This window comes from Roseovarius mucosus, assembly GCF_002080415.1.
In the GTDB taxonomy this organism is placed as follows: Bacteria; Pseudomonadota; Alphaproteobacteria; order Rhodobacterales; family Rhodobacteraceae; genus Roseovarius; species Roseovarius mucosus_A.
On sequence record NZ_CP020474.1, the window covers coordinates 3,628,412 to 3,641,903 of the forward strand.

Annotated in this window: 27 protein-coding genes; all 27 read right to left on the bottom strand. The window is 64.1% G+C overall.

The window, feature by feature from the left end; genetic code table 11:
* Positions 1 to 9 precede the first annotated feature (9 nt).
* The 27 genes from ROSMUCSMR3_RS17270 to ROSMUCSMR3_RS17395 are packed head-to-tail and all read right to left on the bottom strand — an operon-like array spanning position 10 to position 13,490.
* Entirely contained in the window at positions 10 to 228 is a 219-nt protein-coding gene (locus tag ROSMUCSMR3_RS17270; protein ID WP_081508130.1) for a hypothetical protein, read from the bottom strand.
* The gene (locus ROSMUCSMR3_RS17275; protein ID WP_081508131.1) at positions 228 to 1,559 is read right to left on the bottom strand and encodes a phage minor head protein; all 1,332 of its coding nucleotides are present in this window, start codon (positions 1,557 to 1,559) and stop codon (positions 228 to 230) included. Before ROSMUCSMR3_RS17275 ends, ROSMUCSMR3_RS17270 begins: the two co-directional genes overlap by 1 nt.
* Positions 1,556 to 3,106 (bottom strand): DUF935 domain-containing protein, encoded by a 1,551-nt coding sequence (locus tag ROSMUCSMR3_RS17280; RefSeq protein ID WP_081508132.1) that lies wholly within the window; start codon positions 3,104 to 3,106, stop codon positions 1,556 to 1,558. The genes ROSMUCSMR3_RS17275 and ROSMUCSMR3_RS17280 overlap by 4 nt, the downstream gene beginning before the upstream one ends.
* A complete protein-coding gene (locus ROSMUCSMR3_RS17285) occupies positions 3,099 to 4,748 on the bottom strand; it encodes a hypothetical protein (RefSeq protein ID WP_081508133.1) in 1,650 nt (549 codons plus the stop codon). Before ROSMUCSMR3_RS17285 ends, ROSMUCSMR3_RS17280 begins: the two co-directional genes overlap by 8 nt.
* Positions 4,745 to 4,939 (bottom strand): hypothetical protein, encoded by a 195-nt coding sequence (locus ROSMUCSMR3_RS17290; protein ID WP_081508134.1) that lies wholly within the window; start codon positions 4,937 to 4,939, stop codon positions 4,745 to 4,747. Before ROSMUCSMR3_RS17290 ends, ROSMUCSMR3_RS17285 begins: the two co-directional genes overlap by 4 nt.
* A complete protein-coding gene (locus ROSMUCSMR3_RS17295; RefSeq protein WP_081508135.1) occupies positions 4,939 to 5,229 on the bottom strand; it encodes a DUF5658 family protein in 291 nt (96 codons plus the stop codon). Before ROSMUCSMR3_RS17295 ends, ROSMUCSMR3_RS17290 begins: the two co-directional genes overlap by 1 nt.
* Positions 5,229 to 5,525 carry a DUF6527 family protein gene (locus ROSMUCSMR3_RS17300; protein WP_081508136.1) on the bottom strand — a complete coding sequence of 99 codons (297 nt, stop codon included), beginning with the start codon at positions 5,523 to 5,525 and terminating at the stop codon, positions 5,229 to 5,231. The genes ROSMUCSMR3_RS17295 and ROSMUCSMR3_RS17300 overlap by 1 nt, the downstream gene beginning before the upstream one ends.
* On the bottom strand, positions 5,522 to 5,737 hold the full coding sequence (locus ROSMUCSMR3_RS21320) for a hypothetical protein (RefSeq protein WP_157667351.1): 216 nt from the start codon (positions 5,735 to 5,737) through the stop codon (positions 5,522 to 5,524). The genes ROSMUCSMR3_RS17300 and ROSMUCSMR3_RS21320 overlap by 4 nt, the downstream gene beginning before the upstream one ends.
* Before the next feature lie 16 nt (positions 5,738 to 5,753).
* Positions 5,754 to 6,326 carry a phage protein Gp27 family protein gene (locus tag ROSMUCSMR3_RS17305; RefSeq protein WP_081508137.1) on the bottom strand — a complete coding sequence of 191 codons (573 nt, stop codon included), beginning with the start codon at positions 6,324 to 6,326 and terminating at the stop codon, positions 5,754 to 5,756.
* A 1-nt stretch (position 6,327) separates the two neighbouring features.
* Positions 6,328 to 6,630 carry a hypothetical protein gene (locus tag ROSMUCSMR3_RS17310; protein ID WP_009819464.1) on the bottom strand — a complete coding sequence of 101 codons (303 nt, stop codon included), beginning with the start codon at positions 6,628 to 6,630 and terminating at the stop codon, positions 6,328 to 6,330.
* Positions 6,627 to 6,971 (bottom strand): DUF2730 family protein, encoded by a 345-nt coding sequence (locus ROSMUCSMR3_RS17315; RefSeq protein WP_081508138.1) that lies wholly within the window; start codon positions 6,969 to 6,971, stop codon positions 6,627 to 6,629. Before ROSMUCSMR3_RS17315 ends, ROSMUCSMR3_RS17310 begins: the two co-directional genes overlap by 4 nt.
* The gene (locus tag ROSMUCSMR3_RS17320) at positions 6,968 to 7,540 is read right to left on the bottom strand and encodes a holin family protein (RefSeq protein ID WP_081508139.1); all 573 of its coding nucleotides are present in this window, start codon (positions 7,538 to 7,540) and stop codon (positions 6,968 to 6,970) included. The genes ROSMUCSMR3_RS17315 and ROSMUCSMR3_RS17320 overlap by 4 nt, the downstream gene beginning before the upstream one ends.
* Positions 7,531 to 8,142, bottom strand: coding sequence for a holin-associated N-acetylmuramidase (locus ROSMUCSMR3_RS17325; RefSeq protein ID WP_081508140.1), 612 nt, complete (start codon positions 8,140 to 8,142; stop codon positions 7,531 to 7,533). Before ROSMUCSMR3_RS17325 ends, ROSMUCSMR3_RS17320 begins: the two co-directional genes overlap by 10 nt.
* A gap of 42 nt (positions 8,143 to 8,184) precedes the next feature.
* Positions 8,185 to 8,574: a hypothetical protein gene (locus tag ROSMUCSMR3_RS17330; RefSeq protein ID WP_081508141.1), complete on the bottom strand. Its 390-nt coding sequence runs from the start codon at positions 8,572 to 8,574 to the stop codon at positions 8,185 to 8,187.
* The gene (locus ROSMUCSMR3_RS17335; protein WP_081508142.1) at positions 8,564 to 8,815 is read right to left on the bottom strand and encodes a hypothetical protein; all 252 of its coding nucleotides are present in this window, start codon (positions 8,813 to 8,815) and stop codon (positions 8,564 to 8,566) included. Before ROSMUCSMR3_RS17335 ends, ROSMUCSMR3_RS17330 begins: the two co-directional genes overlap by 11 nt.
* Entirely contained in the window at positions 8,812 to 9,264 is a 453-nt protein-coding gene (locus ROSMUCSMR3_RS17340; RefSeq protein ID WP_081508143.1) for a gp16 family protein, read from the bottom strand. The genes ROSMUCSMR3_RS17335 and ROSMUCSMR3_RS17340 overlap by 4 nt, the downstream gene beginning before the upstream one ends.
* The gene (locus ROSMUCSMR3_RS17345) at positions 9,261 to 9,677 is read right to left on the bottom strand and encodes a hypothetical protein (protein WP_081508144.1); all 417 of its coding nucleotides are present in this window, start codon (positions 9,675 to 9,677) and stop codon (positions 9,261 to 9,263) included. The genes ROSMUCSMR3_RS17340 and ROSMUCSMR3_RS17345 overlap by 4 nt, the downstream gene beginning before the upstream one ends.
* Before the next feature lie 25 nt (positions 9,678 to 9,702).
* Entirely contained in the window at positions 9,703 to 9,963 is a 261-nt protein-coding gene (locus ROSMUCSMR3_RS17350; RefSeq protein ID WP_081508145.1) for a DUF2312 domain-containing protein, read from the bottom strand.
* 3 nt (positions 9,964 to 9,966) lie between these two features.
* Positions 9,967 to 10,176 carry a hypothetical protein gene (locus ROSMUCSMR3_RS17355; protein WP_081508146.1) on the bottom strand — a complete coding sequence of 70 codons (210 nt, stop codon included), beginning with the start codon at positions 10,174 to 10,176 and terminating at the stop codon, positions 9,967 to 9,969.
* Positions 10,173 to 10,412: a hypothetical protein gene (locus ROSMUCSMR3_RS17360; protein ID WP_081508147.1), complete on the bottom strand. Its 240-nt coding sequence runs from the start codon at positions 10,410 to 10,412 to the stop codon at positions 10,173 to 10,175. Before ROSMUCSMR3_RS17360 ends, ROSMUCSMR3_RS17355 begins: the two co-directional genes overlap by 4 nt.
* A gap of 12 nt (positions 10,413 to 10,424) precedes the next feature.
* Complete coding sequence (locus tag ROSMUCSMR3_RS17365) at positions 10,425 to 10,604, bottom strand: hypothetical protein (RefSeq protein WP_081508148.1); 180 nt, start codon at positions 10,602 to 10,604, stop codon at positions 10,425 to 10,427.
* Positions 10,605 to 10,608: 4 nt separating this feature from the next.
* A complete protein-coding gene (locus ROSMUCSMR3_RS17370; RefSeq protein WP_081508149.1) occupies positions 10,609 to 11,259 on the bottom strand; it encodes a DUF3164 family protein in 651 nt (216 codons plus the stop codon).
* A 1-nt stretch (position 11,260) separates the two neighbouring features.
* Positions 11,261 to 11,461, bottom strand: a complete 201-nt coding sequence (locus ROSMUCSMR3_RS17375) for a hypothetical protein (RefSeq protein WP_081508150.1) — start codon at positions 11,459 to 11,461, stop codon at positions 11,261 to 11,263.
* Positions 11,458 to 11,808 carry a hypothetical protein gene (locus ROSMUCSMR3_RS17380; protein WP_081508151.1) on the bottom strand — a complete coding sequence of 117 codons (351 nt, stop codon included), beginning with the start codon at positions 11,806 to 11,808 and terminating at the stop codon, positions 11,458 to 11,460. The genes ROSMUCSMR3_RS17375 and ROSMUCSMR3_RS17380 overlap by 4 nt, the downstream gene beginning before the upstream one ends.
* Positions 11,795 to 12,169 carry a hypothetical protein gene (locus tag ROSMUCSMR3_RS17385; RefSeq protein WP_081508152.1) on the bottom strand — a complete coding sequence of 125 codons (375 nt, stop codon included), beginning with the start codon at positions 12,167 to 12,169 and terminating at the stop codon, positions 11,795 to 11,797. The genes ROSMUCSMR3_RS17380 and ROSMUCSMR3_RS17385 overlap by 14 nt, the downstream gene beginning before the upstream one ends.
* On the bottom strand, positions 12,166 to 12,696 hold the full coding sequence (locus ROSMUCSMR3_RS17390; RefSeq protein WP_081508153.1) for a MerR family transcriptional regulator: 531 nt from the start codon (positions 12,694 to 12,696) through the stop codon (positions 12,166 to 12,168). Before ROSMUCSMR3_RS17390 ends, ROSMUCSMR3_RS17385 begins: the two co-directional genes overlap by 4 nt.
* Positions 12,693 to 13,490, bottom strand: a complete 798-nt coding sequence (locus ROSMUCSMR3_RS17395) for an AAA family ATPase (protein ID WP_081508154.1) — start codon at positions 13,488 to 13,490, stop codon at positions 12,693 to 12,695. Before ROSMUCSMR3_RS17395 ends, ROSMUCSMR3_RS17390 begins: the two co-directional genes overlap by 4 nt.
* Positions 13,491 to 13,492 lie beyond the last annotated feature (2 nt).

The following is a 13,492-nucleotide window of genomic DNA, read 5'->3' on the forward strand; positions in this document are numbered from 1 at the left end:
CAAATTGCCTCAGGATGCCGATTTGTCGATGAAGGACCGGAGAAGTGCGCGGCGCTCTTCGGGCGTCCTCTTGGGGCGGTCGAAATAGACCCGAAGGTCTTCGCGGCGGACCGCGACCAGCTCTTCCTTGTCCGGATCTTCGTCGGGCAAGGCTTCGGCTTCACGCAATGCGGCCTCATAGGCCTCGCGGCTCCATTCGTCGGGGGGCTCAACCAGCAACGTTCGCATCACGCATCTCCGTTCATGGTCCTGACAATGGCGGCGGCAACAGCCCGGGCGGTCTCTTCTATGCGTTGGCGAATTGCTCGTGTCCGCGCGCCAAGGCTCTCTTGATATAAGATCAGGCCCTGAGACTGCAAGACGTCGAGGACCGCGAGGCGCACCGCATGGTCGCGCTCTGTGTTGGTCAAGCCCGGGGCAAACTCGTCAATGAGTTCGGCCGCGACCTCCGCAAGTTCGCGCATGTTGCCACGGCTGGGCCTCAGCATCTGTGCCCGGAAAAGCGAGCCGTCGTGACCAACGGCAACGATTGATCGAACTTGGCGCTGGAACATGACCGCCATGTCATCCGGGCTGAGCGGTGCGGAACTGGGGTGATTGTGCACGAGGCCGACACCCGTGCCGCTCTCCAGCCGCCCGATTATGGAGGAGGTCAGTCTGACGCGCTTAGGCTTACCCACGCTCCAGTCGATTTCTTCGCCGGTCCCCAGGTCGAACGCGCCAAGATGCTCACGCCCGTCGCCAAGGCCCATGAGCCGGGCGCGCATGGCAAAGCCAAGCTCGGTCGCTGCCGCCTGGGCTGAAAGCCCGGCCGATAGCCTCGCGTGGCGCGCGCCGAGGTCAAGCCACGCATGGCCCGGGTTGCCGTCCCACGCGGGATCGACCCCGAGTGCCGTGGCTTCGATCTCGCCGGTGCGACGGTTCAGGACCCCGCGCTCCTCCAGCTCGAAATCCTCTGTCACCTTGAGGCCGCGCCGCTCCAGCATGCCTTGCGAGAGTTGCTGGACCGTGCAGCCGCAGCGCCAGCCGTTGGGGGGAAAGATACGAAGCCATGCCGGGTGATCGACGGGCAGGATCACCTCGTGATAGATCGCGTGTTCCTCGCGCTTGGTGTCGCGCTGGATCTGCACGTAGCGCAGGAAGGGAAAGGCGGCCTTGGTGCGTTGGATACGCGCCCATTTACCCGCAGCATGGGCCGCGCGCATATTGGCGTCGAAGATCACCCGCAGGCGGCGCGGCGAGCCAAGCCGGACATTCTTCATCTCGCCGGTCAGGGGATCGCGCTCCATTCCGCTGCCCCACCAGCCGAGCCGTTTCAACTCGGGCTCGAGGTCATCCATGAAGCTGCCCATCGTGCCGCCATTGGCCAGCGCACGGTCGAGTGCCGCCCGGATCGTCTCCAGAACATCAGTCCGCATCGCCTTGGCGACAACGAAGTTGCTGGCATGTTCATTGCGCCAGACATCGCGGAAATCAAACCGCGCATCAGGCGGGGCGAGGCCCTTGGAGCGAAAGAACGACAGCGCGTCCTCAGGGCGCAGGCGCTGCAGGTCGATCATGGGGCCAAGGACCCGGGCAGGCTGTCCGACCCATCTGGTGTTTCGCTGTCATCCACCACGGCCCCCAGCTCGCCCGCGAGACGCGCGGCGAAACTGGCCTCGGTCAGTAGATCAGTCATCGCTTGTCCGTCGCTTGGTGCGGCCGCCAAGGCGTCGAGACGGGCGCGCAGCGCCTCAAGCGTGGTGCCCGGTGCGACGCCACCCAGAAGGGCCGCGATATCTGCGAATAGCGGCTCGGCGGCCGTCTCGGCATGGCCCTCGGCGATGATCTCCGCCGCGAGTGCATCGAGCGCGCTCTCATGGCGATGCTCGGCAAAACCGGCCTCGGGCGGGTTCTCACCAGGTTGTGTTGGGTCGGGAGGGGCCGCGCGCTCATACCCGTCGCCATAGGTCTCCTTGACACGGTCCTCGGACATGCGCCAGCCCATGCGGTGCAGCTTCTCGTCGCGGTCCACGGCGGCGGTTGTATCCTCCGGGTCTTCCATCTTGCGCCAGACCCTTGGCGGCGTTACGCCGGGGAAGTTGAACTCGGAAAGCTGCGCCACCGGCCCTTCGTTGAAGGACTGGCAGACGAGATCCGCGTCTGACTTCTTGACGGCGTCGCCCACGTCATCATGCACCTCGGCCTGCGACCGGCTGGAGCCATTGTCGGTGGTCATGGTCTGCGACAGCACGATTTTCGAGATTGCGGCATCCATCGTGTCGTGCAGCTTCTGGTAATCCAGAGAACTGGCACCCGAGGGCGCGGACAAAAGCTCAATATCCATGCCCTCGGGGATGATGATCCCGGCCTCCGAGCGGATGGCCATCACGGCCTCGAGCAGCTTCTTCTGTTCCGCTTCGGTGGCTTGCGAGGGATACTTGCCCCGCGCGGTCGGCATGCCGAATTTGTCGAGGGCGATCAGCCAGAGCTTCAGCCCATTGCGCTTGAACCAGACCGGCCAATAGAGCCAATGCGCGAGGCCAAGCCCATAAGGCTCGTCGTCGTGATCCGCCCCGGTCGAGAACACCCAGAACTTCTCGGGCGGCATTTCCTCTCCGGTCAGCATATTGGAGAGGGTCAAAAGGCGCAGGCCGCAATTCTCGTCAAAGCGAAACCGTACCCGGTCGCGCACGCGGATTTCCTCCCAGCCCCAGAGCCGCCCGTCGCGGCGATACATCTGCTCGGCGACGGAATAGCCATAAAAGAGGCCCCAGAGCATCTTCTCGGTCAGGCGGTCGAACTTCATGGCCGAAAGCTCGTCGCGCAGCCAGTCGGCGGCGCGTTTGCCCGCCGCCGTGTCCTCGCCCGGCACCACCTCCCATTCCCGGCTGGTGACGGCCGAGATGCGCTGCGTCATGACCGATTTGACCTGCGGATCGGTCAGGATCGGCTTGTAGATGTCAAAACTGCCACCGCCGCGCGTGCGCAGGATCGGGTCCGTTGGTTCGAGCAGCGGGCCGATCCATGGCCGGGTGATATCGCGACCGTTCTGGATGCCCGAAAGCTCCATCGGGTTGCGCAGCCGTACCGAGCGCAGCCGCATGGTGCTGGTCTTTCTAGCCATCCGGGAACCCTCCAAAATCCAGAACTCCGCCACCTCGGGCAAAGCCCATGCGCCGCCCGCCCAAAGGGCTGATGAAGTCCTCGGCCGTCAGAGCGGTGCGCCGCCCGGTCGATTGAAACTCCATGGGCACCACGTCCTGATTGCTCGCATGCCAGGCGAGCGCGCCTGCGATGGCGCTGTCGCCATGCCGGTCGAGACCGTCCGAGCCTTTGAAGCGGAAGTTCTCGGGCACGCGAATGATGCCGTTTGTGTATTGCAGCGCCTGATGGTCGCGCAGCACGTCCTCATGGGCGGGCAGAACGATGGTGCGATCCGAGAAGGCTTCGATATAGGGCGGCATCTCCAGCTCGTACCATGCCCTCGTGAATGAGACCTCGACGATCCGCGCGCCGTAGCGTTGGGCCGCGACCTCGGCGAGATAGGCCCCGTTGCCGGTGCGGTCCATCGCGCCCTTTTGGAAATTGGGCAGGCGGTCGAGCAGCCAGAAGAGCACGTCGCGCTGCTGGTCAAAGGGGATATTGCGCAGCTCGACAATGAGCTTGGTGCGCCGGGTGAGATCGACGCCCTGCTCGAGAATGATGATGTCGGTGGCATCGCCCGAGCGCGCAAAGTCCTCGCCCATGAAATGCGGGCGCGTTCGGTCGAGGGTTTTAAGCACCGGTTCAAGGTGGGTTTTACACCAGGCTTCAGCGGCGGCCTTGCGGACGGGTTCGTCGGCATTCTTGAAGCTGTCGGGCTGCGTCCAGCGATGGAACGGGATGCCCTGCGCCATGCAGGCCTCGATTTGGACGCGGGTCAGGGCCGCGCCTTCCATCTCGGCGGGTTCCGCATCAAGCTCTTGGCGCATCGCGGCCTCGCGCGCGCCGTAAGCCCGGCGCACAGTGGCCTCCCACGCGGCCTCGGCCTCTGGCGTCCAGGTCTTGCCCTGCATCATGCAGACGCGTTTATAAAGCCCGTTGGCGACCGCGTCGCTGAATGTGTAGCGATGCACCGCAAAGCCGTTCTTGCCCGCGCGCGCCTCGCGGATCAGCTCGTTGAAGGCATTGAGATAACCGTTATGGGTCGAGATGATCCGGACCTTGCCGCCCCAGATCAGCATTGCGTTCACGGCGTCGATCACCTCGCGCACGTCCTTGTGGAACGCGGCCTCGTCGATCACCACGGTGCCCTGAAGGCCCCGGATATTGGCGGGGTTGGAGCTGAGCGCCTCGACGCGGAACCCGGAGGCAAAGCGCACGCGGTAGGCCGAGATGAACTTGGTGGTGCCGTCGGGCTGTTGATCCTCGAAGAGAAACTCCTCGATAGGGTGCGCCGCCCCCGCGATCACCCGCGCGAAATGCGCCACATAGCCAATGGCCTCGCGGCCCTTATCCTTGGTGTCGCCGATGTAAAAGCAGTTCTGCCCGCCCGCACCGCGCGCGGCGGCGGCAATGAGGGCGCAGCCCAGCATCTCGGCAAAGGTGATGCCGGTGCGGCGACCCTTCTCGCAGACCTTGAGATCGCTCTCGTCGGCCAGCCAAGAGCGTTGATGTTCCATCAGGATGCCGTCTGCCAGCGGATCGAGGCTCTCGGGGATCTCCGAGCCGCGCGGCAATTCCTCGGGGAGCGCGTCCGGGTCGCGGGTGAGGACGGGGGCGGTCACGGCTGGCCCTGCTCGATTTGCCAACCTTTACCGGCGAGCGATTTGAACAGCAGCACTGCGATCTGAAGATCGACAGTGAGCCGGAGGCCCGGCGACGAACTTTTTTTCTGAACCGCGTCACGCATTGCAGCCGCTTCGGTTGCAACCCAGCTCCCGGTTTTGCCGTCCGGGCTTTTCCATCGAAAGGCCATTAGCGCCGCTCCCGTTCTTTCCTGAGCAGGCGCCAATTGTTCAGGGCCACGCCGCCGGTGATCGCGGCGAGCAGCATGATCCAGTGCTCTTGTCCCAGCCACGTGAGCAGAATGCCAGCGGCCAGCGCCACGCCGAGTTTGACGGCCCACCAGTTGCCGGTCAGCCCCATGAGGCGGGCCATGAGCGGGTTGGCCTCGACCAGCCCGCCGCGCAGGGCCGCGCGCGTGGTCGCCACGTCGGCGAATTGCGCCAGCAGATAAACAGCCCAGATGAAAACCAGATCAGACATCAGGCAACCTCCCAGTAGCCATCGCGCAGCCAGCCATGCCAGCCGCAACGCAGTTGATTGACCGACGGTGTGAGCGTCGGCTCGGACAAGGACCCGTCCCATTCCCAGCTCGGGCTGGACGCGGGCTTGCCGCGCAGGCCGATGATGATCCGGCTCGGACCTTCGCAGCCGCAGGGGCAGTAAAACCAAAAGGACGCGGCGTCGGGGCCACCTTGGGTCAGGTCGATGTGGAAACTGCCCGGCAGCTTTTGCCGCCGGAACTCGGCCGGGTTGGGGAATTCGATGGCGCGGATCATGGGCGCGCCTCGGCAATCCAGACCAGATAGGGCTGATCCCGCCACCATGCGACGGTGCAGTGAAGGCCCAGATGCGTGATGCGCTCCCTGCGCCCGAACAGGAATATCCGCACACGGCGGGACAAGGGCGCGCGACGCCAGTTGTGGTCACCAACCATCACCTTCCCTCCGGTCGAGAGGTCCTTGGACGGTATTCCCGCGAGGTCATCCATTGCTGTCGGTATCAATTCATCCACCGCGCACCCCCAGAAACTCGCGCTTGAGCTTGTCGATGATGCCGCTGCTTAGGCCCAGCTCATCGCGGGCGCTGTCCAGTGCCTCGACGGCATTGGCGCGCTCTTCGGCGGCGATGCGGGCGCGTTCCTTGACCATCAGCTGCTCGCGGATGCCCGCGCTCGACATGATGTCCTTCATCATCTTTCCGAGGAAATGCAGCTCGCGCGGGTCGATGTCCTCGCCCTCCTTGGTCATCTGCGATTTCAGGACCTTGAAGGCCACGCTTGTCATCATCTGGAAAAGAACGCGGTGCCGGTCGGCCTCCTCCGAGAGGTCATTGTCGGCCAGCCATTGCTGCGCCCAGGCACCGGCCTCGTCCTGGAGTTTGACGAATTGCTCATACTCCTGCCCATAGGCATGCAGGGCGCTCTTGCCGATGCGCAGCTCGAGCCCGTCTTCCGCGAGGCGGAAGTTCAATTCCTCGGCCAGCTCCTCGTAGCCGTGAAAACCCTTGGCTTTCCACCAGTCATGCAGCCACTGGCGCAACTCGGGCGGCAAGAGCTCAACCTTACGGGGCGGGGGCATGTCAGAGCCTCCGCGCGCTTGGACGCTGGATATCCGGATGAACGGCCTCGCCGCGCGCGACCTCGATGCCGCGCCGGGTGGCCTCGGCAATGACAAAGTCGCCATGGTCGGCGACGGTGACCATGCCCACTTCCTGCAGCCATGCCAGTTCGGTGGTCACCTGGTCGAAGGTGGAGCCCACGCCCACGCCATTGAGCACGTCGCGCAGGATCGAGGCATTGGCCGTATAGCCCGAAACCTGCTCGAGATGGCGCAGGATCGCGAGGCGGCGGTGTTTGCGCAAGGTTGCCTGATAATCGCTCACTTCTTGCCTCCATCGAGCAGGTGTTGTTCGTGGCGGGATACGATGGCCTCCAGCCGCGCGGTGATCATGGCGTTGCCCTCCATGACGGCGGCCATCTTCTCCATCGATCCGGTTTGTCGGACCAGCTCGAGCTGGAGCGCGTGCATGTCATCCTTGCCCGGCATGTTCTGCACCGCCTGTTCGAGCCGCGAGATGCGCGCCTCGTGTCGGTCCATGCGCTCGTGACCCGCCTCGAGCTTTTTATCGAGGTCTTTGCGGCGGGTGGCCACGAAGGTGTAGAAGGCGACCAGCATCGGGAAGATGACGCCGAGCCCTTTCCAGAAGAGGTCCCAATCCATCATGCCGTGCGCTTCCAGTCGTCGAGCGCTGGATTGTCTGTCACGTCCACGGCGGCCAAGGTGATCTCGGCATCCGGCCCTGTATCGGCCGCCCCCGGGCTGTCGGCGCGCAGCGCCCGCAATTGGGCGACGCTGTGCGCCACTTGTGGGGCCTGTGCGATGATCCGCGCGGCCTCTTTTTGCATCGCGGTTCCCCGGAACTTATGCAGCTCGCGCGCGCCGAAGTAGAAGGCAACAATGGCCCCCATCAGCGCCCAGAGCGGTTCGGGCACGAGGGCGAGGCCGGTCATCCGCTCCGCAAACCAGATCGGGTCGGACATGGCCGACCAGAAGAGGAAAATGCAGCCAAAGGCCATGGCCGGGCGCGGCAAGCGGTTGAGACCGTCCACGAACTGGCCCCAAAGGCCCTGCGCGCCGGTGAACTCAGCCGCCATCTGGCTCAGCGCCGCCTGCTGAAACGCGGCCTCGCGCATATCCGCCTTTTCGGCATTGGGCCGAAAGACCTCTGCCGTCTCGGCAATGACATTGCGCCCGCCGCCAAAGAGCGCGCCCAGAAATCGGATCAGCCCCATGATGCCACCCTCTCTTTGAAATCTGCGTCCGTCATGCGGTAGCGCGCTGACATGAATTCCTCGGCGCGCCTGATCCAGCCGCCTTTGCCGCCTGAGCGGGCGCGTGCGAACTTGCGGCTTGCAGGCCGCGCATCGGCGAGGCGGAAATAGTAGTTGCGCCGGGCAATCGCGTAGGCGTCGGCGATATGGGCGGGGGCCGCGTCATGGGCGGCCTCAACCGCGCGCAAGGTGGCCGGGCCAATCACGCCGTCGACAGTCGCCGGGAAACCCATTTCGGTGACGAGGCGCTGCAGGATTTTCACGGCATTGGAGCCTGCGTTGACCTGCATGTCAAAGACGCTCGCCTGCAGCGCCTCGGGCAGTTCCGCGATGCGGGGCCGCACGAAATAGTGCTCGATGAAGATCTCGACGGCGCGGGCGCGGGTCATGAGGCGCACGTCGGCCACGTCCACGTCGCCATCCCGGTCGAGATCAAGGCCCAAGCTGCGCATGGTGTGGATCGTGATGCCAAAATTGGTGGCCCCGCCGGGATCAGCGGGGTCATTCACAAAGCCGCCTTCGCGGGCGACAATCTCTTCGGCAATGGTTCGGACTGTTTGCATGGGTGCCCCCCTTTCCCGTCAGGATAAAGGGGGCGGCATGGCTTATTCAGATGAAGCCTTTCGCATGACCTGGAGGAGGGGTGGTTCTTCCTCCTCTGCCAGCTCTGCCTTGACCTGCAAAACGCGGCGGGCGGTCACGCCGAAACGGTTGGCCAGTTCATTGACCGGCGTATCCGGGGCCTCGCGCAGGGCTTGTTTGAGGCCCTCCCGGGCCTGAGCGCGCCCCGAGGGCACGTCCAGATATTCGCCAGCGTAGCGGGCGGAAATCCATCTGGCAATATCCCGGCCCGCCAGCGTCACGAGGAGGCTGTCGGCAAGGCGAGTGCCGGGCACATAAAGCCGCATGCCGCCTGCGCGAGACAGGAAACGCTCGACCGGGGCCTCGCCCAGATCGGCGCGTATCTCGTCGATCCAAGACGGCTCACGCTCCATGGGGAGGCTTCCTGCGTCGCCGCCCCGGAGGCGGCGTGTGCTGCCGGGTCACGGTCACAACGCAACCGCCCTCGATCCTGTAGACGAACCCGCCGCTGATCACGCCGCAGGCTCCGGCCTCGAGACCTTGATCCACCACGCGCCCGATCTCGCGGCGCACCGCGTCGATATCCACGCCCTTGACCCGCTCGAGATAGCGGATCACGGCATGGTCAGAGGCGGGGTGGCGGGGCTTTTTCACCGGCGGTGATCCTCCCAGTCGAAGTCGATGTTCTGCCGATGGCCCCACGTTTTGAGGGCCTGAATGACAGCGTCGATCTGTTCCCACTCGCGCAGCATGTCGACATCGGCAGGGACCGATCCCCAGACAGCGCCGAACCGCGCGCGGATGAACTTGTTGAGCCCGGCGCGAGAAGGATCGCGCAGCGCGCCCGACTGGCCGAGCTTGCGCCAAAGCACATGGATCATGCGCAGATCGGCGCGCGGTGCGGACTTGTGGCGCGGGTTGTGGGGCTTGTCCTCGAACCCGGCTTGCTTCAGCCGGTTGACGATCAGCCGCAACTCGCCGTCGTTCATGTCGCGCAAAGACGCCTTGCCGGTGACGCTGACCTGCAAGTCGCGGCGCGCGTCCTCGTCGAGGCCCAACTGGCGGCAGGCCGCGAAGATGAGCTTGTGAAGTGCGTGGTTCATGCGGTGGCCTCCGCACTCTCGTCCGGGTACCAACAGATCAGCGCCCCGTTGAAATACTCGACGTCACCATGGGCGCGTGCCCAGAACCCCGACATGTCCGCAATGTCCGAGAACCCGTCCTGACGCGCAAACTTGTCCAGATCCGCGACCTGCGTCCAACGTCCGGATGACCAAGTGCCAATCTCGACCTCGACAATACTGCGCGCGCTCAGACGGATCGAGATTGGCAGCACCACCGTGCAGAACGGGTCAGGGATGATTTTCATGCAATGGCGCGTCCGCATGCCCGTGAACAGCTGGAGTTTCTCACCCGGGCGCGCATGCCGTTTGCGCGGCAGTCGGATGGTCTGGCGCTTGGTGCCCGCGAGGATCTGCGGTGCAAAGCGCTTCTGGAAGGAGTAGGCGACCATCATGGCAACCTTTCTTGCAGGGCGCGGTTCATGCCAGCGTCATCCCGAGCGCTTGCGCGTACATCTCAAGAACCGCCTGTTCCTCGGCGACGTCGTTGATGTCGCGCTTGCGCAGGGCGATGATCTTGCGCATCACGGCGGTGTCGTAGCCGCGCCCTTTGGCCTCGGCCATCAGCTCTTTTTGCTGCTCCGAAAGATCCTTCTTCTCCGCTTCAAGGTGCTCCCACCGCTCGATAAACTGGCGCAACTCTTCTGCCGTGACGCGGTAATTCTGATCATTGGTCGTCATGGGTCACTCCTCCTCTTCTGCGTCAACAAGCGACGTCACGCAGACGGGTTGATGGTCGATCTCGCATTCAATGGCGCGCTCGCACTCGGGGCAGGTATGACGGCCGGACCCGATATTGCCCAAATCGTGATAGCAGCCCGGGCAGGTCCAATAGTCATCCCTCCCCGCGTTGGCGCATGTGTCGGCAAAAGGCTCATAGCTCGGACGGCTCATAGCGCGCTCTCCAGATAGCGGGTGACCGCGCCGTGAAGCTGGGTGCGGTCCTCATCCTCGCCGGGCATGGCCTCGATCAGGAGCCGCATGGCGTCGGCCAAGATCGAGAGCGTGTCGCCCGTCACAATGTTACCATGGGGGAACGGTCCGCCCTCCCGCGCAGCCTCGATCAAATCGAAGGTGGCGCTGGCGGTATGTTCCGCTGCGGCGAGCAGCTTGTTGACGATCTCTTCCATCTCTCTGAACTCCTATTGAAGCGCTAAGACGACAAGGGCCGTGCCCAGCAGGCTGAAAAATGGTGCGGCAATGGAGGTCGCCGTCGCCTTATCTAACTCGCCCTTGTCAAGCTGCTGGCCGCACAATGCGGCGACCATCAGCGCCAGCAGACGGAAGACGACCCCGGCCATAATGATTAGAACGGCGCTCATCCCCTCACACCTTCGCAAGATCGAGAACCACCGTCTGCCACGGGGCCTCTGTGTTGGGGCGGTGCTTGACGCGCACATACGTAGCCTTGCCCACTACCCGCATGGCGTCGCGGATGGCGTCCATCGCCCGGTTCCACCGCGCGTCGGCGATGTCGAGCCGCAGGAGCATGAAGATTTCGGCGCGGTTGATCTGGCCTTCTTTGTCGGTGTTGAAGGCGCGCGTCACGATGGCCTGAATTTCCGGGCGACTGTCAGCGGACCATTCATTGAGGCATTCGTCGATGAGGCCCTTGGCGATCTGCAACTCGGGGCCGAAGTCCACCCGGTCCTGCACTTGGACCTGCACCTGAAAGAGCCCGTCATAGGTGGTCAGCGTCTTGTTGCCCTTGGCCCCGCCGACGGTGGTCCCATACTCCTGCGCGAGGATTGCCTCGAAATCCGAAATGTCGTCGAAGGTGTGTTCCTTGAAGCGGCGGAGCTGGTCGCTGAGGGCCAGCGCATATCCGGCGATCTTGCGCACCTGTTCGTCTTGCAACTGGTCTTGCGGGCGCACGAGATCAAGCGGCACTTCGCGGCCCTTGGCGTCGACCATCTTGCGGCGGCCGTTCTCCTCTATGATGCCTGACGGCACCGGATGGGGGGTGAATGCAGACATTTTACTCTCCTGTTGAAGGGGGTGTTGAAAGCAGGCTTGGACCCACACCATGGAGCGCGCAGACGGCGGCCATGGCGGCGATCTCGTCCATTGAGCAAAGCGTGCTGCCGCGCGGGCCAAGCAGGTCCACCTTAGCTACTCCCGAGGCTGCAAGGCGCAGCATCTCGTCGGGACTCCAGCGGCAGATTTCGGGGGCGTTCATTGTCCTGTCTCCTTGTCGTCGAGAATGGCGTCGATCAGATTGTCGCGGATCACGACGTCGAGGATGCGGACGGCGAGCGCCTTGGTTTCCATCCCGCGCGCGATGGCATGCGGCTCGAGCGCGGCGCGGGTCTCGGCGTTGAGCCTTGTCAGCTGTGCACCTTGAGGCCCGCAGGGTTTGCCCGGCCGAACCGGTGGAAAAGTGACCCCGTGGCGGCGCAGGTAGTGCAGCACGGAGTGGACGCGCTGCGTCGTGACCCCGAGGCGGCGCGCGATCTCTGAGGCCGGTACCGCCTGCGCCGCAAGCTCCGTCACCGGTACATCAAGGCTGTCGTCATGCCGCGTCATCGTCGGCCCCCTTGTGGATGGGGCAGCGATTGCAGGCGCGGTACATGGAGACGCTGAGCGAGTTCACATTCTCGAACTGCGCCGCCTTGCCGCGCCAGCGCCGGCAGACCTGTTTGCCGATCTCGCCCAAGGCGGGGCAGTCGACCACTTCGCGCATGAAATGCCCGCGCACGAGGTCCTCGACGATGCCGGTATCGGCGGGATAGCGGTTGCGCAGAATGTTCGACACGAGGGTCGCGCTGCGCTCCATCTTGACCGCGACCTTGTTCTGGCTGGTCTCGTCGCAGGCCCGCGCCAAGGCGGCCACCCAATCGGGCAGGTCCTCGCCCCAGAAGGTGCGGGCGGTGTCGAGCGCACTCATGCCGCACCGCCTTTCGCCGGGCTGAAATCGCCGGTGTTGGGATCGAGAATGCCCGCCAGGCGCACCGGCTTGGGCGCGCGCGGGCCGGTATCCTCGACAATCTGGTAAAGCGCTTCACGGCGGCCGGGAATGGCAGTCTGCCTCACTTTCAAGTGGTTTGAGGCCAAGAGTTGGCGGCAATATGCGCGGGCCTTTTCGACAGTCACTTCGACGCCTCCAGCATTGGCATGCGCGGCAACGTCTGTCGGGTTGAAGTGGCGCAGAAGGCGCATGGCGCGCCACATATTGCCCTCGGGTGTTGCCTCGCCAGAGACAGGCTGGGGGCCGGGCAGGGGTAGGTGGCAGGGGCTATACCAGCGCTTGCCGTTGCGCCCGATCCGCGACACGCGGATTTGTCCTGCATCCGCCCAGTGTCGGATATAGCGAACGGCAGTCTCGCGGCTGCAGCCAAGTCGAGAGACTTCGGCCCAGTCGAACTCCTCGAGGTTTTTAACCTCGGCCCACATCTGCGCAAAAAGATCGCTCATGCCCGCGCCGCCTTTCCTGCTGGCCCAAGTGGCACAACAGTCTCAGGACTGCGCGCCGCCGCCGGGCGAAAATCATCAACCCGCCGGACGGCTGGGGGCTGCCCTGTGTCGAAGGCTCGATTAGCCCAAAGCTGGAGGTCGACAGAGCGCTGCCCTCGGCCCTTGGCCAACTCCTTGGCACGGGCGAGGTTGGTGGCTACCCGCCGCATCGAGCCGCCCGACGCTTCCACAATGGCCTCGAGCAGATCAGAGGCCACGTCGACACCTGAAGCGTAGATCGGGACGAGTTTCTGTGCGTCCGTAAGGTTGCAGGCGAGGGCAGGTTCCCATGCGAGCTGCAAACTGTGGATGTTCTCCCAGCGGGTCAGGTCTTGTGGCAATTTTTCCTCGCCGACGAGGATCAGCGTACCTTGCGAGCCTTTGTAGATATCGCGCACCAGCTCAATCATTCGCTTTCGCAGGAGGTTCTGCGCATCGTCGATAATGAGCGGACGGTCGGTTCGTGCCAAATGCGCGGAGATCGCATCGGCCATGTGCGTGACCCGTCGCATTGGTGGCAGGCCAATCTCATGCATTATTTTTTGCACAAGGTCTGTCGGCGTCCAGTAGTCTTTCACTTCAACGAAATATGCCTGATACTCGTTGGCCGCGACCGTCACGGCGGTGGTCTTGCCCCAGCCGGAGGGTCCATAGAACGTGGCCATGCCGGGTAGGCCAAAGGCGCGGGACTGGACGCGCTCGACGAGGCCGATCAGCGCTGCGACGTTTCGCAGGGGCGCAATGGAAGGTGTCATGC

Excerpts from the sequence above, each read along its gene's own strand:
- ROSMUCSMR3_RS17345 (WP_081508144.1), bottom strand. The coding sequence starts at position 9,677 with ATGATGGTCGCCTACTCCTTCCAGAAGCGCTTTGCACCGCAGATCCTC.
- ROSMUCSMR3_RS17395 (WP_081508154.1), bottom strand. The coding sequence starts at position 13,490 with ATGACACCTTCCATTGCGCCCCTGCGAAACGTCGCAGCGCTGATCGGC.
- ROSMUCSMR3_RS17390 (WP_081508153.1), bottom strand. The coding sequence starts at position 12,696 with ATGAGCGATCTTTTTGCGCAGATGTGGGCCGAGGTTAAAAACCTCGAG.
- ROSMUCSMR3_RS17280 (WP_081508132.1), bottom strand. The coding sequence starts at position 3,106 with ATGGCTAGAAAGACCAGCACCATGCGGCTGCGCTCGGTACGGCTGCGC.
- ROSMUCSMR3_RS17305 (WP_081508137.1), bottom strand. The coding sequence starts at position 6,326 with ATGCCCCCGCCCCGTAAGGTTGAGCTCTTGCCGCCCGAGTTGCGCCAG.
- ROSMUCSMR3_RS17320 (WP_081508139.1), bottom strand. The coding sequence starts at position 7,540 with ATGGGGCTGATCCGATTTCTGGGCGCGCTCTTTGGCGGCGGGCGCAAT.
- ROSMUCSMR3_RS17355 (WP_081508146.1), bottom strand. The coding sequence starts at position 10,176 with ATGAGCCGTCCGAGCTATGAGCCTTTTGCCGACACATGCGCCAACGCG.
- ROSMUCSMR3_RS17330 (WP_081508141.1), bottom strand. The coding sequence starts at position 8,574 with ATGGAGCGTGAGCCGTCTTGGATCGACGAGATACGCGCCGATCTGGGC.
- ROSMUCSMR3_RS17350 (WP_081508145.1), bottom strand. The coding sequence starts at position 9,963 with ATGACGACCAATGATCAGAATTACCGCGTCACGGCAGAAGAGTTGCGC.
- ROSMUCSMR3_RS17275 (WP_081508131.1), bottom strand. The coding sequence starts at position 1,559 with ATGATCGACCTGCAGCGCCTGCGCCCTGAGGACGCGCTGTCGTTCTTT.
- ROSMUCSMR3_RS17370 (WP_081508149.1), bottom strand. The coding sequence starts at position 11,259 with ATGTCTGCATTCACCCCCCATCCGGTGCCGTCAGGCATCATAGAGGAG.
- ROSMUCSMR3_RS17295 (WP_081508135.1), bottom strand. The coding sequence starts at position 5,229 with ATGTCTGATCTGGTTTTCATCTGGGCTGTTTATCTGCTGGCGCAATTC.
- ROSMUCSMR3_RS21320 (WP_157667351.1), bottom strand. The coding sequence starts at position 5,737 with ATGGATGACCTCGCGGGAATACCGTCCAAGGACCTCTCGACCGGAGGG.
- ROSMUCSMR3_RS17365 (WP_081508148.1), bottom strand. The coding sequence starts at position 10,604 with ATGAGCGCCGTTCTAATCATTATGGCCGGGGTCGTCTTCCGTCTGCTG.
- ROSMUCSMR3_RS17380 (WP_081508151.1), bottom strand. The coding sequence starts at position 11,808 with ATGACGCGGCATGACGACAGCCTTGATGTACCGGTGACGGAGCTTGCG.
- ROSMUCSMR3_RS17325 (WP_081508140.1), bottom strand. The coding sequence starts at position 8,142 with ATGCAAACAGTCCGAACCATTGCCGAAGAGATTGTCGCCCGCGAAGGC.
- ROSMUCSMR3_RS17290 (WP_081508134.1), bottom strand. The coding sequence starts at position 4,939 with ATGGCCTTTCGATGGAAAAGCCCGGACGGCAAAACCGGGAGCTGGGTT.
- ROSMUCSMR3_RS17375 (WP_081508150.1), bottom strand. The coding sequence starts at position 11,461 with ATGAACGCCCCCGAAATCTGCCGCTGGAGTCCCGACGAGATGCTGCGC.
- ROSMUCSMR3_RS17315 (WP_081508138.1), bottom strand. The coding sequence starts at position 6,971 with ATGATGGATTGGGACCTCTTCTGGAAAGGGCTCGGCGTCATCTTCCCG.
- ROSMUCSMR3_RS17385 (WP_081508152.1), bottom strand. The coding sequence starts at position 12,169 with ATGAGTGCGCTCGACACCGCCCGCACCTTCTGGGGCGAGGACCTGCCC.
- ROSMUCSMR3_RS17340 (WP_081508143.1), bottom strand. The coding sequence starts at position 9,264 with ATGAACCACGCACTTCACAAGCTCATCTTCGCGGCCTGCCGCCAGTTG.
- ROSMUCSMR3_RS17270 (WP_081508130.1), bottom strand. The coding sequence starts at position 228 with ATGCGAACGTTGCTGGTTGAGCCCCCCGACGAATGGAGCCGCGAGGCC.
- ROSMUCSMR3_RS17360 (WP_081508147.1), bottom strand. The coding sequence starts at position 10,412 with ATGGAAGAGATCGTCAACAAGCTGCTCGCCGCAGCGGAACATACCGCC.
- ROSMUCSMR3_RS17300 (WP_081508136.1), bottom strand. The coding sequence starts at position 5,525 with ATGATCCGCGCCATCGAATTCCCCAACCCGGCCGAGTTCCGGCGGCAA.